18 protein-coding genes are annotated in these 22,680 nt (G+C 42.2%); 11 read left to right on the top strand and 7 right to left on the bottom strand.

The genetic code is table 11. The features are described from left to right. Nucleotides 1–7 precede the first annotated feature (7 nt). The 6 genes from ispG to C9J48_RS04555 all read left to right on the top strand — a co-directional run bounded on the left by ispG (nt 8) and on the right by C9J48_RS04555 (nt 6,918). Nucleotides 8–1,129, top strand: coding sequence for a flavodoxin-dependent (E)-4-hydroxy-3-methylbut-2-enyl-diphosphate synthase (gene ispG / locus C9J48_RS04580; RefSeq protein ID WP_006230816.1), 1,122 nt, complete (start codon nt 8–10; stop codon nt 1,127–1,129). 95 nt (nt 1,130–1,224) lie between these two features. Then, entirely contained in the window at nt 1,225–2,493 is a 1,269-nt protein-coding gene (hisS, locus tag C9J48_RS04575) for a histidine--tRNA ligase (protein WP_006230817.1), read from the top strand. Between the two features lie 13 nt (nt 2,494–2,506). Next, on the top strand, nt 2,507–3,118 hold the full coding sequence (locus C9J48_RS04570; RefSeq protein WP_006230818.1) for a YfgM family protein: 612 nt from the start codon (nt 2,507–2,509) through the stop codon (nt 3,116–3,118). A gap of 11 nt (nt 3,119–3,129) precedes the next feature. Beyond that, nucleotides 3,130–4,287 carry an outer membrane protein assembly factor BamB gene (gene bamB, locus C9J48_RS04565; RefSeq protein ID WP_006230819.1) on the top strand — a complete coding sequence of 386 codons (1,158 nt, stop codon included), beginning with the start codon at nt 3,130–3,132 and terminating at the stop codon, nt 4,285–4,287. Nucleotides 4,288–4,465: 178 nt separating this feature from the next. Continuing rightward, a complete protein-coding gene (der, locus tag C9J48_RS04560) occupies nt 4,466–5,947 on the top strand; it encodes a ribosome biogenesis GTPase Der (protein ID WP_006230820.1) in 1,482 nt (493 codons plus the stop codon). A gap of 95 nt (nt 5,948–6,042) precedes the next feature. Next, on the top strand, nt 6,043–6,918 hold the full coding sequence (locus C9J48_RS04555; protein ID WP_006230821.1) for an alanyl-tRNA editing protein: 876 nt from the start codon (nt 6,043–6,045) through the stop codon (nt 6,916–6,918). A gap of 337 nt (nt 6,919–7,255) precedes the next feature. On the opposite strand, the gene C9J48_RS04550 is transcribed toward C9J48_RS04555, so the two are convergent. Then, a complete protein-coding gene (locus tag C9J48_RS04550; RefSeq protein ID WP_006230822.1) occupies nt 7,256–8,248 on the bottom strand; it encodes a LacI family DNA-binding transcriptional regulator in 993 nt (330 codons plus the stop codon). Nucleotides 8,249–8,406: 158 nt separating this feature from the next. After that, entirely contained in the window at nt 8,407–9,843 is a 1,437-nt protein-coding gene (locus C9J48_RS04545) for a GH1 family beta-glucosidase (RefSeq protein ID WP_006230823.1), read from the bottom strand. Nucleotides 9,844–10,078: 235 nt separating this feature from the next. Here C9J48_RS04545 and C9J48_RS04540 point away from each other — a divergent pair, with 235 nt between their 5' ends. Continuing rightward, nucleotides 10,079–10,306: a zinc ribbon domain-containing protein gene (locus C9J48_RS04540; RefSeq protein WP_006230824.1), complete on the top strand. Its 228-nt coding sequence runs from the start codon at nt 10,079–10,081 to the stop codon at nt 10,304–10,306. Nucleotides 10,307–10,447: 141 nt separating this feature from the next. Here the strand turns inward: C9J48_RS04540 and xseA are convergent, their stop codons facing one another. Beyond that, complete coding sequence (xseA, locus tag C9J48_RS04535; RefSeq protein WP_006230825.1) at nt 10,448–11,794, bottom strand: exodeoxyribonuclease VII large subunit; 1,347 nt, start codon at nt 11,792–11,794, stop codon at nt 10,448–10,450. 258 nt (nt 11,795–12,052) lie between these two features. Between xseA and guaB the strand changes: the two genes are divergently transcribed. The 3 genes from guaB (at nt 12,053) to C9J48_RS04520 (ending at nt 17,240) form a co-directional block, all read left to right on the top strand. Further along, nucleotides 12,053–13,516 (top strand): IMP dehydrogenase, encoded by a 1,464-nt coding sequence (gene guaB, locus C9J48_RS04530; protein WP_006230826.1) that lies wholly within the window; start codon nt 12,053–12,055, stop codon nt 13,514–13,516. Between the two features lie 132 nt (nt 13,517–13,648). After that, nucleotides 13,649–15,232 (top strand): glutamine-hydrolyzing GMP synthase, encoded by a 1,584-nt coding sequence (gene guaA / locus C9J48_RS04525; protein ID WP_006230827.1) that lies wholly within the window; start codon nt 13,649–13,651, stop codon nt 15,230–15,232. Nucleotides 15,233–15,680: 448 nt separating this feature from the next. Beyond that, nucleotides 15,681–17,240, top strand: a complete 1,560-nt coding sequence (locus C9J48_RS04520; protein ID WP_006230828.1) for an AbgT family transporter — start codon at nt 15,681–15,683, stop codon at nt 17,238–17,240. A 141-nt stretch (nt 17,241–17,381) separates the two neighbouring features. Here C9J48_RS04520 and fghA read toward each other — a convergent pair whose 3' ends face one another. Further along, on the bottom strand, nt 17,382–18,224 hold the full coding sequence (gene fghA / locus C9J48_RS04515) for an S-formylglutathione hydrolase (protein WP_006230829.1): 843 nt from the start codon (nt 18,222–18,224) through the stop codon (nt 17,382–17,384). 105 nt (nt 18,225–18,329) lie between these two features. Then, on the bottom strand, nt 18,330–19,460 hold the full coding sequence (locus tag C9J48_RS04510; RefSeq protein WP_006230830.1) for an S-(hydroxymethyl)glutathione dehydrogenase/class III alcohol dehydrogenase: 1,131 nt from the start codon (nt 19,458–19,460) through the stop codon (nt 18,330–18,332). A 350-nt stretch (nt 19,461–19,810) separates the two neighbouring features. On the opposite strand from C9J48_RS04510, the gene tadA reads away from it, so the two are divergent. Next, entirely contained in the window at nt 19,811–20,338 is a 528-nt protein-coding gene (gene tadA, locus C9J48_RS04505; protein WP_006230831.1) for a tRNA adenosine(34) deaminase TadA, read from the top strand. Nucleotides 20,339–20,437: 99 nt separating this feature from the next. Here the strand turns inward: tadA and C9J48_RS27820 are convergent, their stop codons facing one another. Together C9J48_RS27820 and mltF are read right to left on the bottom strand one after the other, a co-directional pair. Further along, nucleotides 20,438–20,590, bottom strand: coding sequence for a hypothetical protein (locus tag C9J48_RS27820; RefSeq protein WP_165481774.1), 153 nt, complete (start codon nt 20,588–20,590; stop codon nt 20,438–20,440). A 244-nt stretch (nt 20,591–20,834) separates the two neighbouring features. Further along, nucleotides 20,835–22,379 (bottom strand): membrane-bound lytic murein transglycosylase MltF, encoded by a 1,545-nt coding sequence (gene mltF, locus C9J48_RS04500; protein ID WP_006230832.1) that lies wholly within the window; start codon nt 22,377–22,379, stop codon nt 20,835–20,837. Nucleotides 22,380–22,680: the final 301 nt, after the last annotated feature.

Below are 22,680 nucleotides of genomic sequence, written 5' to 3'. Positions count from 1 at the left end.
ATATGTAATGCATAGTGAATCTCCAATTATACGTCGACAATCCACTCGCATTTATGTCGGCGATGTGCCGATTGGTGATGGTGCACCGATTGCCGTTCAATCGATGACAAATACGCTCACCACAGATGTTGCAGCAACTGTTGCGCAGATAAGAGCATTAGAAAAAGTCGGTGCAGATATTGTGCGTGTGTCTGTTCCCACAATGGATGCAGCAGAAGCGTTTAAGCTTATTAAGCAGCAGGTCAATATACCGCTGGTTGCTGATATTCATTTTGATTACCGTATTGCACTAAAAGTGGCTGAATACGGTGTTGATTGTTTACGTATTAACCCAGGTAATATTGGTAATGAAGAGCGTATACGTTCTGTTGTTGAATGTGCCCGCGATTATGATATTCCTATTCGAATCGGCATTAATGGTGGTTCGTTAGAAAAAGAAATCCAACTGAAATACGGTGAACCTACGCCTGATGCACTTGTTGAATCAGCAATGCGTCATGTCGACATTCTAGATCGCTTGAACTTTGACCAATTCAAAGTGAGCGTGAAAGCGTCTGATGTTTTCTTAGCCGTTGAATCATACCGTCGATTAGCGAAGCAGATTAAACAACCCTTGCACTTAGGCATTACCGAAGCCGGTGGTGCGCGTGCAGGATCCGTTAAATCAGCCGTTGGTTTAGGCATGCTTTTAGCTGAAGGTATTGGTGATACGTTACGTATTTCATTAGCTGCCGATCCGGTTGAAGAAATCAAAGTTGGTTTTGATATTCTTAAATCATTGCGTATTCGTTCTCGTGGTATTAACTTTATTGCTTGCCCAACATGTTCTCGTCAAGAGTTTGATGTTATTGGTACAGTTAACGAGTTAGAACAACGCTTAGAAGACATTACGACTCCAATGGATGTCTCCATTATCGGTTGTGTTGTCAATGGCCCTGGTGAAGCGGAAGTTTCTCATTTGGGTGTTGCAGGCAGTAGCCGTAAAAGCGCATTTTATGAAGATGGCATTCGTCAAAAAGAACGATTTGATAATGATAATGTCATTGATCAGCTAGAAACAAAAATCCGCGCAAAAGCAGCGATGTTGGACGTTAATAACCGCATTAATGTACAAGAAGTAGAGAAATAAACCGAAACCGCCCTCTGATTGACAGGGAGCGGTTCACTATTTCCTTTATAACCTTTATATTCGACTCAATTCCCCGTCGGTAAACGAGAAAAAACGTGGCGAAACAAATTCAAGCAATTCGAGGCATGAACGACTGCCTACCTACACAATCTCCTCTTTGGCAAAAAGTGGAAGGTACAATTAAGCAAGTAGTAAGCGCATATGGCTATAACGAAATTCGTATGCCTATCGTTGAATCAACGCATTTGTTTAAGCGTGCTATTGGTGAAGTCACCGATGTTGTTGAAAAAGAAATGTATACTTTTGAAGACCGTAACTGTGACAGCTTAACCCTTCGCCCAGAAGGTACTGCTGGTTGTGTACGTGCGGGTATTCAAAACGGTTTGCTGTATAACCAAGAGCAACGTTTATGGTACATCGGTCCGATGTTCCGCTATGAACGTCCTCAGAAAGGTCGTTACCGTCAATTTCATCAGGTTGGTGTTGAAGTCTTTGGCCTGAATGGCCCTGATGTTGATGCTGAATTAATCATGATGACAGCGCGCCTATGGCGTGAGTTAGGCATCAATCAACACGTTCGTCTTGAGCTAAACTCAATAGGTTCTTTAGAAGCTCGTGCGACCTACCGTGAAGCATTGATTGCATTCTTAGAACAGCATTTAGATGTGCTTGACGAAGATTGTAAGCGTCGTATGCACACGAATCCGTTACGCGTGCTTGATACTAAAAATCCAGCAGTACAAGAAATTTTGGTCGACGCACCGAAGCTTTCTGAGTACTTAGATGACGATTCTAAAGCACATTTTGCTGGTTTATGTGAACTATTAGACGCTGCTGGTATCGAATATCAAGTAAATGAACGCCTTGTACGTGGTTTAGATTACTATAACCGTACTGTATTCGAATGGATTACTGAAAGCCTAGGTGCTCAAGGTACTGTTTGTGGCGGTGGTCGTTATGATGGCTTAGTCGAACAACTTGGCGGCAAAGCAACGCCTGCAGTTGGTTTTGCTATGGGTGTTGAGCGTTTAGTTTTACTGATGGAAACACTTGAACTGGCAGACGTTCGTCGCTCAGTTGATGCTTATGTCGTTACTGTTGGTGAAGGCACTATGATGGCTGGAATGAAACTGGCTGAAAAGCTGCGCGAAAATGTTCCCGGCTTACGTGTTATGAACCACTTCGGTGGCGGTAATTTTAAAAAGCAATTTAAACGTGCTGATAACGTAGGCGCAGCTATTGCACTGGTTCTTGGTGAGAATGAAATCGCTGATAACACTGTGGTAGTAAAAGATCTCCGTGGTGGTGAGCAAACAACCATGGCACAGGATGAAGTAGCAGCAAAGCTGGCTGAATTGATTTAAGAGAGGACAGGAAGTGGAAGTCTACGAGACCGAAGAACAACAGGTTGAAGCACTTAAATCATGGTGGAAAGAGAACGGCAAAGCCGTTGTTCTTGGTGCTGTGATTGGTTTGGGTGGTCTTTATGGCTGGCGTTATTACCAAGGTGAAGTTCAAACAACAAAAGAACTGACATCTGATGCTTATTCACAGGTAATGACGACTCTCGATAGTGGCAGCGAAAATGCTGTGGCTGATGTACAAGCGTTTATTTCGGCAAATGAAAGCAGCCAGTACTCAGTACTTGCGGCACTTCAACTGGCGAAAACACAAGTCGAGCTTGGTGATTTAGATGGTGCTATTAAGCAGCTAACTTGGGCTATTAGCCAAACTAAAGATCAAGCAATCTTGCCTCTTGCACAGACGCGTCTTGCACGTATTTATGCAGAGCAACAGAAATTCGATGAAGCGCTTGCTGAGCTTGATAAAGTAACAGCGACAAGCTGGCAGTCAAAAATTGCTGAGCTGCGCGGTGATATCTTATTGCTTAAAGGCGATATTATTGCTGCTCGTAACGCTTACATAAGTGCACAGCAACTTGGTGCCTCGCCTGCATTGCAGATGAAGCTTGATGATCTAGCTCAGTAAGGCGGATGACTATGCAAAAAGTGTTTAAGCGAGCTTTAACTGTTGCGCTAACGCTTGGTGTTCTTGCTGGCTGTGCTAGTGAAGAAGATACGAATCAGATGGCACCATTACCTGTTGTTGAGAATACAATTGCATCAACACAAGTCTGGAGTCAGACCATTGGTGATGGCGTTGAAGGTTACTTCTCTCGATTATCTCCAGCTATCGGTTATGGCAAAATTTTTGCGGCTGATCGAAATGGTCTTGTTAAAGCACTTGATCCTGAAAACGGTAAAGTGATTTGGCAACAAGACTTACAAGGCGACGTAACGGCTAAGCTTTCTGGTGGTATTACGCTTTCTTACGGTAAATTATTCATTGGTACTGAAAATGCGGATGTCATTGCATTGGATGAAGAAACCGGTGAAGAAATTTGGCGTACAAAAGTTGAAGGCGAAGTACTCGCAAAACCGCTTGTTGATAATGGCATGGTAGTAGTTAATACCAGCCGTGGTGTGTTGCAAGCGCTTGATGCTGAAACCGGTGAAGCAAAATGGCAGCTAAGCAGTGAAGTACCAACACTGACATTGCGTGGTGATAGTTCACCAGTAGCGATTTCAGGCGGTATTTTCTGGGGACAGGCCAATGGTCGTCTTGCTGGTGCATTGATGAATACTGGTCAAATGCTATGGCAGCAACCTATTGGTTCACCAAAAGGTGCTACAGAGATAGATCGTTTAGTTGATGTTGATGCAAGCCCTGTTATTGCCGGTGAGCGTTTATATGCTTTAGGTTACAACGGTGCGTTAGTTTCAATTGAACTGCGTAGTGGTCAAGTTGCTTGGAAGCGAGCTTACTCATCAGCTACAGATTTCGCTATTGATGGTAGCCAGTTATACTTAGTAACAGACAAAGATCACATTGTTGCAGTAGATACACGTAGTGGCACAGAACTTTGGCAAAATAAAGATCTGGAATATCGCTTACTAAGTGCTCCTGCTGTGATTTCTGGTTACTTAGTATTAGGTGACAGTGAAGGTTATCTTCATTGGTTAGACCCCTACACTGGTGAGTTTGTTGCTCAACAAGCAACAGATGGTAGTGGTTTTGCTATACCGCCAATTGCTTTAGATGATGGCTATCTAGTTGTGACTCGTGATGGTAAAATCAACAAAATGCAAATGCCGTAATTAGTCGGTATAATGCAGTGAAATTTTTGTCGGCTCCTGCTGTTTCAAACAGTCAGGAGCCGTTGTTGTTATACCTATTCGCATATTATTGTCGGATGAAGGCTGTACGATAATGTCAGCTGGAGGCAAGAATGAATGGGACAATTGTCTGTAAGACACTAAAAAGTAAGAGGTACTTATGATTCCTGTTGTTGCCCTAGTTGGGCGCCCTAACGTAGGTAAATCGACGTTATTCAACCGTCTTACCCGCACAAGGGATGCGCTGGTAGCTGATTTTCCTGGCCTAACAAGGGATCGTAAATACGGCAGAGCTGAGCTAGAAGAGCACGAATTTATTGTTATTGATACCGGCGGTATTGATGGCACTGAAGAAGGTGTTGAAACAAAAATGGCTGAACAGTCATTAGCAGCTATTGAAGAAGCAGATGTCGTACTGTTTCTTGTTGATGGTCGTGCAGGTCTGACTGTGTCTGATGAAGCGATTGCAAAACACCTTCGTAGCCGTGAAAAACCAACCTTTCTTGTTGTAAACAAGATTGATGGTATTGATGCTGATAGTGCTTGTGCTGAATTCTGGAAGCTAGGCGTTGATGCGATGTATCAAGTTGCTGCAGCACATAACCGTGGTGTAACAGCCTTGATGGAGCGTGCATTAGCCCCATTTGCAGAATCATTGAAAGATAATGACGAAGAAGGTCTAATTGATTTAACTTCAGTTGAAGATATCGAAAAAGCAGATCTGACGGAAGAAGATGCAGAAGCAGCTTACAAACGTCTTCAAGAGCAGCCTATTAAGTTAGCGATCATTGGTCGTCCTAACGTAGGTAAATCAACACTAACTAACCGTATTCTTGGTGAAGAACGTGTTGTTGTGTATGACATGCCAGGTACGACGCGAGACTCTATCTACATTCCAATGGAACGTGATGGACAAGAATACGTTCTAATCGATACTGCTGGTGTTCGTCGTCGTAAGAATATGAACCAAGCGGTTGAAAAATTCTCTGTAATTCAAACCCTAAAAGCGGTTGAAGATGCGAACGTTGTTTTGCTTATCATTGATGCTCGTGAAAATATTTCGGATCAAGATTTAAGCCTATTAGGTTTTGTTCTTAATTCAGGTCGTTCACTTGTACTTGCTGTTAACAAGTGGGATGGGCTTGATAATGAAGTGAAAGAGCGCGTTAAATCAGAATTAGATCGCCGTTTAGGTTTCATTGATTTTGCCCGTATTCACTTTATTTCAGCATTGCATGGTACAGGTGTTGGTCACTTATATGATTCAGTTATTGAAGCATATCAGTCAGCAACTAAGCGTATTAGTACATCGCTTCTAACACGTATTATGCAAATGGCTCAAGATGATCACCAGCCACCAATGGTTCGTGGACGTCGTGTGAAGTTAAAGTATGCGCATGCGGGTGGCTACAACCCACCAATTATCGTTATTCACGGTAATCAGGTTAATGAGTTGCCAGCATCATACAAGCGTTACCTAATGAACTATTACCGTCGTTCATTAGAAATGATGGGTACACCAATTCGTATTCAATTCCAGAATAGTGAAAACCCATTTGAAACAACGAAGCAGAAATTAACTGTTTCTCAAGAACGTCAGCGTAAGCGTTTGACGGGAATGCTTCACGGTCGCCGTAAGTAATTTGTTTTATTAATAGCGAATCGATTGAAATACCCAGCCTTGCGTTGGGTATTTTTTTATCTGGTACTTATACCATAATAAGGAAAGGCTCAAATATGTCTGATGTCACACCAACTCATGTGTTATTTACGGTGCCAGAATGGCGAACAGAAGCTGAAATTCAGTTATGTGAACCAGCGACTTCACGTGGTGTATACGTCGTAACAGATCGAACCTGTTTTCATCCTGTTAGTCATATTTGGCCTGATCACCCTGCAGATAGAGGCACTATTGGCTTGGGAGATCGTTGCTTTGATGTGACTGGTTGTTTTACTGGTGCCGTTGATTTAGCGACGAGCACGCTTTATGTCGGTACAGATATTCCCGTTAAACGTGATGTGCCGGGTTGGGCGTTTGTTGTGGTACATCATATTGCTGAAGACGCTCAATGGAGAAAAGGAGATACTGTCATCTTGTCGGTTGATAGGGCTTATCAACAGGCATTAAGTCGTGGGCATAGCGCAGGGCACCTGTCCTCTTTAGCACTCAATAAAGTGCTACATAGCGACTATTGGCGTAAAGATGCCTCACGTAAAGATGAATTAGGCCATTATGATTTTCATAGTTATGCTCAGCAGCAAAGCATTGTGAGTGAAGATAAAAGTACGGATACCTATCGTTTGGGCAAAACATTGCGCAAACGTGGGCTCAATACGGCTGATATGCTGGCCAATTTAGTCGCGTTAACTGATCTCATTAATCAGCAGCTAGAAATTTGGCGCCATAGTGGTGCAGCGGTAGTGATGCGCCGTGAAGGTGTGCAGTTAACGGATTCACGTTACTGGCAATGTGATTTAGGTGAGGAGGAAGTCATTGAAATTCCATGTGGTGGCTCTCATATACAATCTCTTTCTGAATACAGTGCGCTATTTGTGCAGTTCGAACACGTTAGCGATCAAGAATTGATAATGGTTACCCACACAAAACCCTAGATAATATCCCTTTGTAGCGTTTTATACTGATTAAAGGTCGCCGGAAGGCGATTTTTTTAATTTTTAAAAATAAAGGAATGAGAAATCAATAAAAAAAGTGACCAAATATTAGCAGGCGATCTGGCTGTTGAAAGCAAAAAGCCTGTAAATAGAGGGGGCTGTTATCTATTGCTGATAATTAATTGAATATACAGTTGTATCTGGATCTTTCACTTAAATCACCAAATTAAAGTTTATTATGCTGTTTAAAATCCATATGCAGAACTTGTAACTTATGCTTTCGGGATGCGTGTTCATAAATGTTCTTTTGGTACCAGATCGCTGATCACAATCCTTTTCATAAATGATCAACTGATTCTCGAACGATCAAGCTGCCTGAAAATAGAGCAATAGGGCTGATCTTTCGATTATCGAGCAATTGTAGTGTCTGCTTGATAGCGGTATATGCCATTTTTTCTACCGGAAGCATGATTGTGGTTAAACTCGGAATAGTGAACTCACCCGCTGGATCATTATCAAAGCCTAATACTGAAATATCTTGAGGTACTTGTAACCCTGCATCGTGTAATGCCCGAATAGCTCCCATTGCCATATTGTCATTGGCGGCGAAAATAGCAGTGAAAGATTGCTTACTGGCAAGTAACTCATTACAAGCGTGATAACCACTTTGGGTAAAATAATCACCATGATAAGCCGTGCAAGTTGGTAGATTGTGCTTGATTAAGGTGTCTTGAAACCCTTGTAGGCGTAAACGGGAGTTAATGGAAGATTCAGGTCCAGTAATACAGGCAAATTCTTTATGCCCTTTGCTTAAAAGATATTCTGCTGCTTGCTGGGCGGCTTCATACTGATTAAAGCTGATACAACGATCTTCAAAACCTTCCACTTGTTGGTTAATGATAATCAGAGGAATGGAAAGATCATTCATCAACTGTTTGAGTACAGTTTCAGGTATTTGGCGTGTATAAAGAATGACTGCATCGACTTTACGTTCTACTAAGCTCTCGATAGCCAATTGTTCGCTTGTACTACTATGCCCACCATCCATGATCAGTAATTGTTTACCTGCTTGTAACGCAGTTTGCGATGCTTGACGTAATAAACTACTGAAATATGCACCTTCAAAAGCAGAAACGACTAAGCCAATCGTATTCGTGCTGTTAGTGGCTAGAGCACGTGCAAGGCTGTTTGGTTTATAATCTAAGATACTAATTGCTTGATACACGGCGTCTGCCGTGGATTTTTTGACTTGCCCTGTACTATTTAATACTCGGGAAACTGTGGCTTTTGAAACGCCTGCTAATTTACATACATCTTTGATGGTTGCCATTGGTTCAATTTCCACGAGGTTGAAATCAATATATTAAACGAGATGTTTATCGCTGTTGTTTTTTTAGTTCTGTATTAGAGCTAATAAAAAGCCCGAACAGAGTCGGGCGATTATACCTAAGTTACCTCAAGATGCAGGCTCACGCTTGAACAAGGCGGTTAACGTTTAGCACCATTTGATTTAATCACTTCCTGATACCAGAAAAAAGACTTCTTACGTTTTCGCTGCAAATTATTTTCTCGGTCGACGTATACAAAACCATATTGTTTTTGGTAACCGTTTAACCAACTCAGTAAGTCAATGAAAGACCATGGGTAGTATCCACGAAGATCAATTCCTTGTTTAATCGCCGATTCAGCAGCGTCAATGTGACTTGATAGGTAATCAATACGAGGTTGGTCAACAATTTCACCATCAATGATCGGATCTTTTGCACCTAAACCATTTTCAGTTATGTAGAACGGAATATCACCGTATCGCTCTTTTAAACGCAGCATTCCAACACATAAACCTTCAGGGTAAATCTCCCAATCCCAATCGGTATATGTTGATTTTGGATTACGAACAAATTTAAATAAATCTTTAAATCCAAACTCTTGACCTGAACCTTTGTTACCTGTTGTATTTATTTTGGTATTACTAATATCTGGGTTGGCTGCTACCCATTCTCGCTTGTAGTAATTCACTCCGATGAAATCACAGATATTGTTTTTAAGTAAATCATCATCTTCTGGTAAAAATACAGGTACGCCCCATGTTAACTGAGTCACATTTAGAATATGTGAAGGGTATTCACCTTTTAATACCGGATCATAAAGCCAGTGTGTTAGCAGATCATCCGCCATTTTACATGCGGCAATATCTTCTGGTTTGTCGGTGATGGGGTCATGCGGTTGCATGACATTAACAAAGCCGATTTGTCCGTCTTGTGGTATGCGTTGCTGATGTTGGTATTCACGGAAAGTTTTAACCGCTTTAGCATGCGCGATAAAAACATGGTGGCACGCTTGAATTCCTCGCTTAGGATCGCTTAATCCTGGAGGGTGAGCCCCTGTAAAATAACCCATGCCGATAAAAATTAGTGTTTCGTTGAAGGTGGACCAGAGTGAAACGCGATCACCAAATTCTTGATAACATAATGCCGCATACTGTTCGAATGCTTCTACCGTTTCACGTGATTCCCAGCCACCAATATTTTGTAATGCTTGAGGTAAATCCCAATGGTACAGGGTTATCATGGGCTTAATGCCATGTTTAATTAATTCATCAATTAAATCGCTATAAAACTTAACCCCTGCTTTATTTACCGTCCCACGACCGTTTGGAAATAGACGAGGCCAACTGATCGAAAATCGATAACTTTGCATGCCCATCTCGGCCATTAATGCCACATCTTCTTTAAATCGATGATAGTGATCTGCAGCTACGTCGCCATTTGTTCCTTCGTGGGTGGTGCCTGGTTGATGAGAAAAATCATCCCAAATGGACGGCCCTTTTCCATCTATGTTATGGGCTCCTTCCACTTGATAAGCGGCAGATGCCGCTCCCCATAAAAAGTTATCAGGAAACGCTGAGCTGATTTTATTGGTCGACATAGCAAGCTTACCTTTAGATCATGAAACGAAATGTGATGAACAGAGAGACAATATCGCAATAATGAAACCGGTTACAGAAACCGGTTTCATTATTTGTTTTTTATGTGATCATGATCGAGATAAAGTCTGCTTATGCGTTGGATCAAAGGATCGATCTAGACTTAATAATTTTATTTGTGCTTGATTATATGATCACTCATCATGTAGGTGGACGATTTGAAAGAAAGGGAAGGTTATGAGTGATAATGTTTGCCCCGATTGTCAGAGCGAATTGAGCTGGAAAGACGACGGGTATTATTGTGATTTTTGCCAACACACAGTCAAGAAACATGCTTTTTGCCCTGACTGTGAACATGAAATGGAAAAGCTTCAAGCGTGCGGTTCTGCCAGTTATTTTTGTAATTTTTGCAATGAATTAAAGTCAAAATCGCGTATCACAATACGCTTCGAATCTATGCAATAATTATCTATACACCGTGTAAAATCAGACTGTATAGAACGCCGCATCTTGCGGCGTTTTTTATAAAATGTAAGTATTGATACCCATCTAAACCCTACACCTATTTACATCTATTCTTGATCTCGATTGCGAGTAAGGAAGAAGTTACTCACTCACTGTTGAATGTATTTCACCGTCAGTCACTTTGGTTACTAACTTATCGCCAGGTTTCACTTGGTCAATATGACGAATCACTTTACCTTTAGCATCTCTAGTTATTGAATAGCCACGGCTGAGTGTTGCTAATGGGCTTACAGTCTCTAACTTTTCGGCTGCCAGTGCTAGTTTATGATTAGCATTTAATAAGCGGTGATCCATCGCATCGAGTAAACGGCGTTTTCTTTGGTCTAATGTGGTTTGATTATTTTTAATCGTTTGCACTGGTGAGTGCAGTGATAATTTGTAGTTTATACGCTCTACATGTTGATGATGACTTGACAGTAATCGCCCCATTGCGAGCTCTAAACGGCTAGAAATATCATCAAGGTGCTGTTGCTGTTGATTAAGACGCAATTGAGGGTGTTGGCGTTCTAAGCGATGGGTGAGTTGAACTGTTTTCGCTTCACGCTTAGATAGATAAGTGTGAATGGCGTTTTTAAGCTGCTGGTTTTTTTGTTGTATTTTTTGTGTTTGGTGGGTGATATCACGGCTCACTAATTCAGCAGCTGCTGATGGGGTAGGTGCGCGCATATCAGCCACAAAGTCGGCAATAGTCACATCAACTTCATGGCCGACAGCACTCACAATTGGGATCTGACTAGCGGCAATTGTACGTGCCACGATCTCTTCGTTAAATGCCCATAAATCTTCTAGCGAACCACCCCCTCGACCTACAATCAAGACATCACATTCTTGGCGTGCATTAGCTCGACCAATAGCTTGAGCAATCGAAATAGCAGATCCATCGCCTTGCACCATAGTGGGATAAATAACGACAGGTAAGCTGGGATCGCGGCGGTGTAAAACATTTAAAATATCATGCAATGCAGCACCGGTTTTAGAGGTGATAATACCGACTCTTTTAGGTTGTTCGGGTAGTGGTTTTTTCAATACTTGAGCAAATAACCCTTCCGCTGCCAGCGACATTTTAAGTTGTTCAAATTGTTGCTGTAATCGACCATCACCTTCAGGCTGCATACTTTCGATAATGAGCTGATAATCACCACGTGGTTCGTACAATGATAAACGTGCTTTTACCAGAACTTGTGTGCCGTTGGCTGGCTTAAATGTAACGCGGCGATTGTTGCCCCGAAACATGGCACATTTCACTTGAGCACGCGAATCTTTGAGGGTGAAATACCAATGACCCGAAACAGGCATAGATAAATTAGATAGCTCACCGACGAGCCATACAATGCCCATCTCATTTTCAAGCAATAAGCGCACTTCAGCGTTAAGGCTAGAAACGGTAAATATACGATCGTTAGATTGCGTCTGAGTGAATAGAGTCACGAAGTGAAATACCTACTGTCGAAAGACAAAGTGGTGTGCAGGAAGTGAATGAAAGTGTACTGGCAGATCTATAGACAGATCTTTGGTATACACGATTGACCGCAACACCGGAAACTTAACCGAAATATATTACGTATCAAGATAAAAGTGTCAATTATTTTTTTAAATTTTTTAGTAGCCAAACGATTGCTTCATACGTATAATTTGTTCGCAATATTTTATCCTCCTTTAACCCCTAACACGGTGTGAGATATTGCAATGTTACGTATCAAACAAGAAGCTTTAACTTTTGATGATGTTTTGCTGGTTCCAGCACACTCTACGGTTCTCCCTAACACTGCCGATCTGCGCACCCAGTTAACGAAAAAGATTTCGCTAAACATTCCTATGGTTTCTGCTGCAATGGACACAGTAACTGAAGGTCGTTTTGCGATCGCGTTAGCTCAAGAAGGTGGCATTGGCTTTATTCACAAAAACATGTCTATCGAACAACAAGCTAACCAGGTTCGCATGGTTAAAAAGTTCGAAGCTGGTGTTGTGTCTGAACCAGTAACAGTGAAGCCAACTGCAACGATTGCAGATGTAAAACAACTTACCCTTGAAAATGGTTTTGCTGGCTATCCGGTAGTGTCTGATAACAACGAACTTGTTGGTATTATCACTGGCCGTGATGTACGTTTTGTCACTGACCTTTCTATGAAGGTTGAAGATGTGATGACGCCAAAAACAAAATTGGCGGCAGCAAAAGAAGGTGCCTCTCGTGAAGACGTTGAAGCTATCATGCAAGAATACCGTGTAGAGAAAGTGCTACTGGTTAATGATGACTTCCAACTGAAAGGTATGATCACTGCAAAAGATTTCCAAAAAGCAGAACGCAAACCTAACGCATGTAAAGATGAGCGTGGTCGTCTACGTGTTGGTGCTGCTGTTGGCGCTGGTGCTGGTAACGAAGAGCGCGTTAAAGCATTAGCAGAAGCTGGTGTTGACGTTCTTCTTATCGATTCATCTCACGGTCACTCTGAAGGCGTTTTACAGCGTATTCGTGAAACCCGTGAAGCTTTCCCTGAACTACAAATTATTGGTGGTAATGTAGCAACTGCTGCAGGTGCTCGTGCCCTAATCGATGCTGGTGTAGATGCTGTTAAAGTCGGCATCGGCCCTGGCTCAATCTGTACAACGCGTATTGTGACAGGTGTGGGTGTTCCTCAGTTAACTGCTATTTCTGATGCCGTTGATGCTGCCTCTGAGTTTGGTATCCCAGTTATTGCTGATGGCGGTATTCGCTATTCTGGCGATATGTGTAAAGCGATTGCTGCTGGCGCATCATGTGTCATGGTTGGTTCAATGTTCGCTGGTACTGAAGAAGCACCGGGTGAAGTTGAGTTATACCAAGGTCGTGCTTACAAATCTTACCGTGGTATGGGATCGCTTGGCGCGATGTCTCAGGGGTCTTCAGACCGTTATTTCCAGACTGATAATGCAGCAGATAAATTGGTTCCAGAAGGAATCGAAGGTCGCGTTGCTTACAAAGGTCACATTAAAGAAATCGTGCATCAGCAAATGGGTGGACTTCGTTCAAGCATGGGCCTTACTGGTTCAGCGACGATTGACGACTTACGCACTAAAGCTGAATTTGTTCGTATCTCTGGTGCTGGCATCAAAGAATCACACGTGCATGATGTAACAATTACCAAAGAAGCACCAAATTACCGCATGGCTTAAATGTGTTTTTAGTGTATTCGTTCATTGATTATTCAATCATGACGAAAACGTTTGCCTAAGCGAAAAATTTGTATAACATCGGGGGCGTTTTTAGCCCCCACTATTTTCAATTATTTTTGAGACTTCTCGATAATGACTACATCTACTAATATTCATGACCAGCGTATCCTTATTCTGGATTTTGGTTCTCAATATACTCAGCTAATCGCACGTCGTATCCGTGAAATCGGTGTTTATTGTGAGCTTTGGAGCTGGGACGTTGATGAAGCCGATATTCGTGACTTCAATCCAAACGGTATTATTCTTTCTGGTGGCCCTGAAAGTGTGACTGAAGACGGTTCACCTCGTGCTCCACAATATGTGTTTGAAGCCGGTGTACCTGTGTTTGGTGTTTGCTACGGTATGCAAACAATGTCTGAGCAGCTTGGCGGTAAAGTTGCAGGTTCTACTGAACGTGAATTTGGCTATGCACAAGTTAAAGTTGTAGAACCAACAGGCCTATTTAAAAATATTGAAGATGCAATTGCTGAAGATGGCGCACCATTACTTGATGTATGGATGAGCCACGGCGATAAAGTTGTTGAGATCCCTGATGGTTTCGTGAAAGTTGCAGAAACAGACACCTGCCCATTTGCAGCGATGGCAAACGAAGAAAAGCGTTTTTATGGTGTTCAGTTCCACCCTGAAGTAACACATACTCGTCAAGGTATGCGCATTATTGAGAACTTCGTTCTTAACGTGTGTGGTTGTGAGAACCTTTGGACATCAGCAAACATCATCGAAGACGCGATTGCTAACATTAAAGAGCAAGTGGGTGATGATGAAGTTATTCTAGGTTTATCCGGCGGTGTTGATTCATCCGTTGTGGCAATGCTGCTTCACCGTGCTATCGGTGACAAACTAACATGTGTATTTGTTGATAACGGTTTGCTTCGTTTAAACGAAGGCGAGCAAGTAATGGAGATGTTCGGTGACCATTTTGGTTTGAACATCGTACATGTTAAAGCTGAAGATCGTTTCTTAAACGCATTAGCAGGTGAGAACGATCCTGAAGCGAAGCGTAAGATTATCGGTCACGTATTTATCGATGTATTCGATGAAGAATCGAAGAAGCTAGAAAATGCTAAGTGGTTAGCTCAGGGGACGATTTACCCTGACGTTATCGAGTCTGCTGCTTCTAAAAATGGTAAAGCGCATGTGATTAAATCTCACCATAATGTTGGCGGTCTGCCAGATGATATGGAAATGGGATTAGTGGAGCCTCTACGCGAATTGTTTAAAGATGAAGTACGTAAGATTGGTCTAGAACTAGGTCTTCCGTACAATATGCTTTACCGTCATCCGTTTCCTGGACCAGGTCTAGGTGTACGTGTTCTAGGTGAAGTAAAGAAAGAGTACTGTGACTTACTACGTCGTGCAGATGCTATCTTCATTGAAGAACTACACAGTGCAGATCTTTATAATAAAGTGTCTCAAGCATTTACGGTATTCTTACCAGTACGCTCGGTTGGCGTAATGGGTGATGGTCGTAAATATGACTGGGTTGTATCACTGCGTGCTGTTGAAACGATTGATTTCATGACTGCGCACTGGGCACACCTTCCATACGATTTCTTAGGTAAGGTTTCTAACCGTATCATTAACGAAGTTGATGGCATTTCACGTGTTGTTTATGATATTTCTGGTAAGCCACCAGCAACTATCGAGTGGGAATGATTTTCGTTTTAGCTTCATTTTATCGTGCAATATATTAAGTGCGGTGAAATGAACTTTTATCGAAAAAAGTAACATGAAACACTGAAAACTAGAATGAACATAAGAAAAGGCACCTTCGGGTGTCTTTTTGTTTTCAGCTACACTATTTATATTATTTAGATGTAGTAACACATGATATTCGGTGTTGAGTTTACAAATACAAAGTGTGCTTATTTTGTTGGATAAATGTATCGCATTAATATTTATTTACAATATAGTATTGCTAGGTTTTGTTATTACATGGTTAAACCAGCTTTTTATTTGTCATTTTTCATTACAATCTACCGGTAACTTTCATCGTAACGGTGAAGCAAACAGATTAACGGACGATAAGATAAATACGCCACGGTAAAAAGTGGTAAAGACACCGTCACGAATCTATAACAACATCATTTTCCATGGAGTTCCCATGAGTAAGCAAGCAACAGATCAAATGCCTCCTGCACCTAGCAGTGCAATGAACCGCTTTTTGAATGCAATAGAAACAACAGGTAACAAAATTCCCGATCCCGCTTTATTGTTTTTCTGGGGATTAATCATTGTTTGGATCCTTTCTGCCGTTTTTGCTCAGTTTGATTTTGGGTTTATTCACCCAGTTACGGGTCAAGCTGTTGAAGTGAAGAATTTATTAACCGGTGAGTCATTTGCCAGCTTCTTAGCAAATATGGTTAAGAACTTTACCGGCTTTGCACCTTTAGGCATCGTATTAGTGGCGATGTTGGGTGTGGGTGTTGCTGAAGCATCAGGCTTTATCAATACTGGCCTTAAGAAGATGCTTAATTTCACGCCTGCGAAATTATTAACACCAATGTTAATCTTGGTGGCAATCGTTTCTCACACGGCTGCTGATGCGGGTTACGTGTTGGTTATTCCACTAGGTGGTATTATCTTCCACGCTGCTGGGCGTCATCCTCTTGCGGGTATTGCGGCTGCATTTGCGGGGGTATCGGGCGGTTTCTCTGCGAACTTTATTCCATCAGGGATTGATCCTTTATTAGCCGGCTTTACACAGTCTGCGGCGCAAATTCTAGATCCTACTTATATCGTAAATCCATTGTCTAATTTACTGTTTACCGGTCTATCTTCAATACTTGTTGTGGGTATTGGTTGGTATGTAACAGATAAAGTGATTGAACCACGCTTGGCAAATACTGCAATCGATGAAGATGCAGAAGAAGCGCCGGATATGGGCTCTTTTACTGAAGTAGAAAGTAAAGCTTTCTCTCGTGCTGGCTGGGCAATGATCGCTGGTATCGTGGTATTGGTTGCGTCTGTTATTCCTGAAACGTCGCCACTTCGTTCGCCGACTGGTGATATCACTGCATTCAATGCACCGTTAATGCAGTCGATTGTACCGCTAATCTTTATTCTATTCGTCATTCCTGGCGTGGTGTACGGTAAAGTTGCTGGTACCTTTAAATCAAGTGACGATGTTATAAAGTCTATGTCTACAACGATGAGCAGCATGGGCAGCTTCATGGTAATGGCATTCTTTATTGCTCAATTCTTAGTTGCATTTACGCAATCTAACTTAGGTACATTACTTGCACTTTCTGGTGCTGAATTGCTTCATGCAATGAACTTACCGGGACAGGTGACAATTGTTGGTATGATTTTACTAACAGCGTTTGTTAACTTGTTAGTGGGTTCGGCATCGGCTAAGTGGGCATTGATTGGTCCTATCTTAGTACCAATGTTAATGGCTGTTGGCATCTCACCGGAGCTTACTCAGGCGGCTTACCGTGTGGGTGATTCTGTTTCTAATATCATTTCACCTATGATGGTATTCTTCCCACTTGTTGTGGTTTACATGCAGCGTTATGTGAAGGGTTCTGGTATTGGTTCGCTTGCGTCAATGATGATGCCTTACTCAATCGCGATGTTGATTGGTTGGACTATCTTCTTGCTAGCATATTGGGCACTAGGTATTCCTTTAGGTGTTCAAGCGCCATATACATACAGCATGTAATATCAGTTATATGCGTTAGAGCTGGCCTGTTATTTCTAGCTCTATAATGAAAAAAGCCTCGCATGCGAGGCTTTTTTATTTGTATTGTTTATACCAACTTAAACTAAGTATCTGTTTAGTCTTGCTGGTAAAGATCAGTGATTAAGCAAAGTGCTTAGCGTGGAAGCGTAAGTGATCTTCAATAAAGCTCGCGATGAAGAAATAGCTGTGGTCGTAGCCTTCTTGCATGCGTAGTTCTAATGGGTAGCCGACACTTTTGGCCACAGTGACCAATGCTTCCGGCTTTAACTGTTCTGCCATGAAATTGTCTTGATCGCCTTGATCAACTAATGCAGGTAGTCGAGCATCCGTGTGTTTCATGAGCTCAGTTGTGTCGTAGGCTTTCCATTGTTCGGTGTCTTTACCTAGGTAACCACTGAATGCTTTTTGTCCCCATGGGCATTGCATAGGGTTCACTATTGGGCTGAATGCCGATACCGAACTAAAGCGTGCTGGGTTTTTCAGTGCAATCGTTAATGCACCATGCCCCCCCATAGAGTGACCGCTGATAGCACGTTGTTGGGTTACAGGGAAGTTTGCTTCAATTAGAGCAGGCAGTTCGTTAACTACATAATCATACATCTGGTAATGACGGTTAAAGGGCGCTTGCGTGGCATTGACATAAAAGCCGGCACCTAACCCAAAGTCATAGCTACCATCGGCATCATCAGCAACATCGTCACCGCGTGGGCTCGTATCTGGGGCAACAATAGCCATACCTAATTCAGCAGCTAGGCGTTGTGCGCCTGCTTTGTGCATGAAGTTTTCATCGGTACATGTTAGGCCTGACAACCAATACAGTACTGGTACTTTTTTACCACTGGCAATTTGCGGTGGTAAGTAAATGGCAAAGCGCATATTGCAGTTTAATGCAGTCGAACGGTGAGTATATTGTTTGTTCCAACCGCCAAAACTTTTGTTGGAGCTGACATTCTCTAAAGTCATTGGATAGCCTTTAATTAAGTAGATATTAAAAAGCGCTGCCAGAGCAGCGCTTGAATAGTTCAATTAGAACGTGCGTTATAATCGCCGTTACGTTTGATCTACAGGTTACTTATCGAAGTGAATAACACTACGAATACTCTTACCTTCGTGCATTAGGTCGAATGCATCATTGATACCTTCAAGACCCATAGTATGAGTAATGAAGTCATCCAGTGCGAATTCGCCAGCCATGTAACGTTCAACGATTTCTGGTAACTCTGAACGACCTTTAACACCGCCAAATGCAGACCCGCGCCATACACGCCCAGTCACTAGTTGGAATGGACGGGTTGAGATCTCTTGTCCTGCACCAGCAACACCGATGATGACAGATTCGCCCCAACCTTTGTGACAACACTCAAGTGCTGAACGCATTACGTTTACGTTACCAATACATTCGAATGAGTAATCAACACCGCCGTCAGTCATTTCAACAATAACGTCTTGAATTGGCTTATCGAATTTAGTTGGATTGATGCAGTCTGTCGCACCTAACTTTTTCGCAAGTTCGTATTTAGTTTCATTGATATCAACACCAATAATACGGCTAGCGCCAGCCATTTTCGCGCCAATAATTGCAGATAAACCAATACCGCCTAAACCGAAGATAGCAACTGTGTCGCCTTTTTCTACTTTTGCAGTATTAAGTACAGCACCCATACCGGTTGTTACACCACAACCCAGTAAACATACTTCTTCTAGTGGGGCTTCTTTATTCACTTTTGCTAGTGAAATTTCAGGTAAGACAGTGAATTCAGAGAACGTTGAACAACCCATGTAATGGAAAAGAGGCTGGCCATCTTTATAGAAGCGAGTTGTTCCGTCTGGCATTAACCCCTTACCTTGAGTTTCACGCACCGCTTGGCATAAGTTTGTTTTACCTGATTTACAGAACTTACACTCACCACATTCTGCAGTGTAAAGAGGGATAACGTGATCACCAACCTGAACACTTGTTACGCCTTCACCAATTTGTTCAACAATACCGCCACCTTCATGGCCTAGTACCACAGGGAAGATACCTTCAGGATCGTCGCCTGAAAGGGTAAATGCATCAGTGTGACAAACACCAGTCGCAACGATACGTACTAATACTTCGCCTGCTCGCGGTAGCATTACATCGATTTCTTCAATTGATAGAGGTTGTTTTGGCCCCCATGCGATAGCAGCTTTAGATTTGATAAATTGATCAGACATTTTATTTCTCTCTATTTAGGCTAATCACAACGTGAGTAATCAGGCCTATTATTTTTTGATAGTATTCCCACTTATACACAGTAGGTGAGAATTCTTATAGTGACGAATAAATATCGTTTTTCGTCATTTGTTCCGATGGGAGATATTATATTTATTTCTGGCTCGATGATAATTAGGCTAAATAGCAAATCACTTTTACTCAGGTGAAACAATGTAATGTTTGTTTGAATACAAGCGTGAAAGTGTCACTGAAATGAGGCTGTACTGTGAGGGGAAAATGTAAGCTGTTATCACCGCAGCTAGTATCTTGAGGTGGTTTGGGTATAATTTGCGCCCTAATAAATGTAGACATGAGAAAGCTTGTGACAGATAACACCGACGAAAATCATGATGAACTATATATGCGCCGTGCTATTGAACTTGCCAGCCAAGCAGAGGCTGAAGGCGAAGTGCCTGTCGGTGCTGTAGTGGTATATGAAGGTCGGGTTGTTGGTGAAGGATGGAACCGCTCGATTGGTCAACATGACGCGACAGCTCATGCCGAGATGATGGCATTGCGTCAAGCAGGAAAGGTGATTCAAAACTACCGTTTATTAGATGCCACGCTATACGTGACGCTTGAACCTTGTCCTATGTGTGCAGGGGCGATGGTGCATAGTCGAATTGGTAAAGTCATTTTTGGTGCGAGTGATTTAAAAACGGGTGCCGCGGGCAGTGTGATGAATTTACTCAGTTACGATGAAGTGAATCACCATGTTGATTGTCAGGCAGGGGTATTAGATGAAGAATGCCGAGCCCAGCTACAAGCCTTTTTTAAGCGCCGTCGTGCCGAAAAGAAAGCTGAAAAGAAAGCGCGCCAAGCTGCGTTAGATAATTAATAGATTTGGCATAATGCCTAGTTTGAATCTTTAGTTAGAAAACAAGAAGCCCGGTCAATTGAACTGGGCTTCTTGTTTTCTTACATGGATAACGCAGACTTAATCTGCCAGTACTGCCGAGAGTACATAAGTGCGTTGGCGCCAAAGAATCTTACGACGAATATTGACACTCAGGCGCTTTCGGCGTGTTGCCGCTGATGTCATGTGTTTTTTAAAGTTATTAGCCGTCGATTTTTGTTTGGATATTCTCATAGCATTTCTCTTTTGAAAAACTGTGAAAATGATTGTTCACAGAACGCATTGCATCCGTTGATGCATATGGCTTGATTGTTACCTACTTATTGAAAATCACGTACGATCCCGATCCCATCTTAGTGCAATAACTTTACATAGTTGACCCTTCGGTCATAAAACACACAGCCCTGATTACCATAATGAGTAATACAGGACTGTTTTTGTATGAGTAGGAAGATTGATCACATTGCTTGTTACTGGTTTATTGTGATGGCTCGGGATCTTCTATTGTATTTTCTGCACTGCTGATTGCTGCTTCATTGTTTAGTGAACCATCCACATTAGCTTGTCTTGGTGGCACGGGCGGTAAGGTAATTGTCTGCAAGCCATCAACTACTTGTACATCATCACTATCATAATCGTGGCTGTGCGCTTGTTCATAGCCAATGATGCTTTGATAGTAGCGGCGAATATTTTCGACATAATTTAAGGCTTCATCACCACGGGCATAGCCATAGCGGCTTTGCTGGTAGTATTTACGTTGGCGTAATAAGGGTAGGCGTTGTTTGACGTCGGTCCAGGTATCTTGGTTACCACCTTGCTTGTGGGTAAGGCGACGCGCATCCATCATGTGACCAAAGCCAACATTATAAGAAGCAAGCGCAAACCACACTTTTTCATGGCTTTCGATACTGTCGGGTACTCGGCTAATCATTTTGCGTAAGTACTCTGCACCACCACGAATACTTTGTTCTGGGTCTAGGCGGTTTTTAACCCCAACTGATTTGGCTGTCGGTAAGGTTAACATCATCATACCGCGCACACCTGTAGGCGATACGGCTTGTGGGTTCCAATGGGATTCCTGGTAGGACAACGCAGCAATTAAGCGCCAATCAAACTCATTAGCGTACTTCTTAAATAACGATTCCCAGCGGGGCAATTTACTTTCAATCGCCCGTAAAAATGCACGCGTATCGACATAATCAAAACTGCCAACATGGCCGAAATATTTTTCTTCTAATTGAGCCAATTCACCACTTTGTTTGATTTCACCAAAAAATTCAATGAGCAGAGCGTACAGGCTATCATCCGTTGATTTGTTGACAAACCATGCAATCGGTTCATCTTCGGTCAGTTCCATTGCAATTGCGACATCGGGATGAATACGCTGACTTAGTGCAACATCAACAGAATCGGCAATCGTAAAATCAAGTTCCCCTTTCGCCACTAAGCGTAGTAGCTCATCAGAGTCGGTTTCTTCAATCGAGTCCCAAGTTAAATCAGGATAAATTTCTTTCAGTTCGATTAAGCGTTTTTCATGACTAGAGCCTTTTACGACACTTAACGAACCTTTATTGAGGGCTAAATCCGCAGGTTTCCTTGGGCGCCACTGTCCATTTTTATACACAACAATCTGGCTAGCATAATAATAAGCAGGGGCTGCGTGATAATCTGCGATACGGTCTTTAGATATAGTGAGGCCTGCCGCTACGACATCAATATCACCACGTTCGAGAGAGGGGAATAAACCAGAAAGGGTAAACATAGGTTGCATCTCTAGCTTTACCCCCAGCTTTTGGGCGAAGCGCTGAGCCAATTCATAATCAAGCCCTGTTGGTCCATCATTACCAATGTAATAAGACAGCTGATTATTTAATGTTCCTACTCGGATAACACCGCTTTCACGGATCTTTTCAAGATCGGTCAAGTTATCATCTTGCCATTGGCATCCAGAAAGCAATGTTAATACCAATGTGGCGGCAAAGAGCTCTCGGAACTTTGTAATTAACGAATTATTACTCAACAAAACATGCTCATCATTATTATTTGGTGTTCTTTATACCAAAGGTCGGCACTACAGCAAAGAGACTCTGCTTTGAACTCTGTATGAATTCGTTAATGTGTGTCTCAAAACGGGTTTAAATCTTTTTTTTTACAGTTGTTGTAAAAAAAACGCGCAAACGGTTGCGTCAGGAGTTACGTCACAAAAAAAATTCCTTTATACTGTGCTCCATCGTAATCCATGTACTCACTTTCAAGTACTAAAAAGTCGCGAAAGTGGTAAAGGTGACATTGACGTAATAAACCCATATTTGTTGGGTGTTAGG

Origin of the sequence: Photobacterium profundum (assembly GCF_003026285.1) — a bacterium.
Classification (GTDB): Bacteria; Pseudomonadota; Gammaproteobacteria; order Enterobacterales; family Vibrionaceae; genus Photobacterium; species Photobacterium profundum.
Note: the sequence above shows the minus strand (reverse complement) of the source record. Positions and strands in the feature narration are given on the sequence as shown.

What these genes read in the sequence shown, in the direction of transcription:
- ispG (WP_006230816.1), top strand. Translation starts at nt 8, where the DNA reads ATGCATAGTGAATCTCCAATTATACGTCGACAATCCACTCGCATTTAT.
- bamB (WP_006230819.1), top strand. Translation starts at nt 3,130, where the DNA reads ATGCAAAAAGTGTTTAAGCGAGCTTTAACTGTTGCGCTAACGCTTGGT.
- der (WP_006230820.1), top strand. Translation starts at nt 4,466, where the DNA reads ATGATTCCTGTTGTTGCCCTAGTTGGGCGCCCTAACGTAGGTAAATCG.
- C9J48_RS04555 (WP_006230821.1), top strand. Translation starts at nt 6,043, where the DNA reads ATGTCTGATGTCACACCAACTCATGTGTTATTTACGGTGCCAGAATGG.
- C9J48_RS04550 (WP_006230822.1), bottom strand. Translation starts at nt 8,248, where the DNA reads ATGGCAACCATCAAAGATGTATGTAAATTAGCAGGCGTTTCAAAAGCC.
- C9J48_RS04545 (WP_006230823.1), bottom strand. Translation starts at nt 9,843, where the DNA reads ATGTCGACCAATAAAATCAGCTCAGCGTTTCCTGATAACTTTTTATGG.
- C9J48_RS04540 (WP_006230824.1), top strand. Translation starts at nt 10,079, where the DNA reads ATGAGTGATAATGTTTGCCCCGATTGTCAGAGCGAATTGAGCTGGAAA.
- guaB (WP_006230826.1), top strand. Translation starts at nt 12,053, where the DNA reads ATGTTACGTATCAAACAAGAAGCTTTAACTTTTGATGATGTTTTGCTG.
- guaA (WP_006230827.1), top strand. Translation starts at nt 13,649, where the DNA reads ATGACTACATCTACTAATATTCATGACCAGCGTATCCTTATTCTGGAT.
- C9J48_RS04520 (WP_006230828.1), top strand. Translation starts at nt 15,681, where the DNA reads ATGAGTAAGCAAGCAACAGATCAAATGCCTCCTGCACCTAGCAGTGCA.
- fghA (WP_006230829.1), bottom strand. Translation starts at nt 18,224, where the DNA reads ATGACTTTAGAGAATGTCAGCTCCAACAAAAGTTTTGGCGGTTGGAAC.
- C9J48_RS04510 (WP_006230830.1), bottom strand. Translation starts at nt 19,460, where the DNA reads ATGTCTGATCAATTTATCAAATCTAAAGCTGCTATCGCATGGGGGCCA.
- tadA (WP_006230831.1), top strand. Translation starts at nt 19,811, where the DNA reads ATGAGAAAGCTTGTGACAGATAACACCGACGAAAATCATGATGAACTA.
- C9J48_RS27820 (WP_165481774.1), bottom strand. Translation starts at nt 20,590, where the DNA reads ATGAGAATATCCAAACAAAAATCGACGGCTAATAACTTTAAAAAACAC.